Origin of the sequence: Geobacillus sp. LYN3, assembly GCF_003064505.1 — a bacterium.
In the GTDB taxonomy this organism is placed as follows: domain Bacteria; phylum Bacillota; class Bacilli; order Bacillales; family Anoxybacillaceae; genus Parageobacillus_B; species Parageobacillus_B toebii.
On record NZ_QCWL01000001.1, the window covers coordinates 327,656 to 328,155 of the forward strand.

Sequence of the window (500 nt, forward strand, 5' to 3'; positions counted from 1 at the left end):
CGGGTTGTTGGTTTATACTCAATTTTTTCGTTGCCTCTTCCTCTACAAGCTTTTTCAAAGAAGCTGGATGCGTCGAGGCAACTCGCAGCTTATTCATAGAAGCTTATGCTCGTTGCTTCCCACTGAGCTGCTTTGGAATATTCAACTTGCCTAGCAACGACCTACTCTTGCAGGGGCGCTGGCCCCAACTACCATCGGCGCTGGAGAGCTTAACTTCCGTGTTCGGGATGGGAACGGGTGTTTCCTCTCCGCTATTGTCACTAGGCAAGTTATCAGCCAAATATTATTATATCCAAACAAATAAGCTTGTCAAGAGTGAATTTTCATTCCCTCAAAACTAGATAACCGTCCGTTTGGAAGAAGCCGTCTTGCATAGGCGGCCTACGCTTTTCCATTGTCTAGCTCCTAGCGTCCTCCGCTTTTCACTTTGTCTAGCTCCGGACGCCATCGGCTCGCGACGCTTCGGTCCCGTTGCGGCGGCAACAGCCTCCTCACGGGCC

At 50.4% G+C, this 500-nt stretch carries 1 rRNA gene; it reads right to left on the reverse strand.

Annotated elements, in window-relative coordinates:
• Positions 1-148: 148 nt before the first annotated feature.
• A 5S ribosomal RNA gene (gene rrf, locus DCC82_RS01655) occupies positions 149-265 on the reverse strand.
• Positions 266-500: the final 235 nt, after the last annotated feature.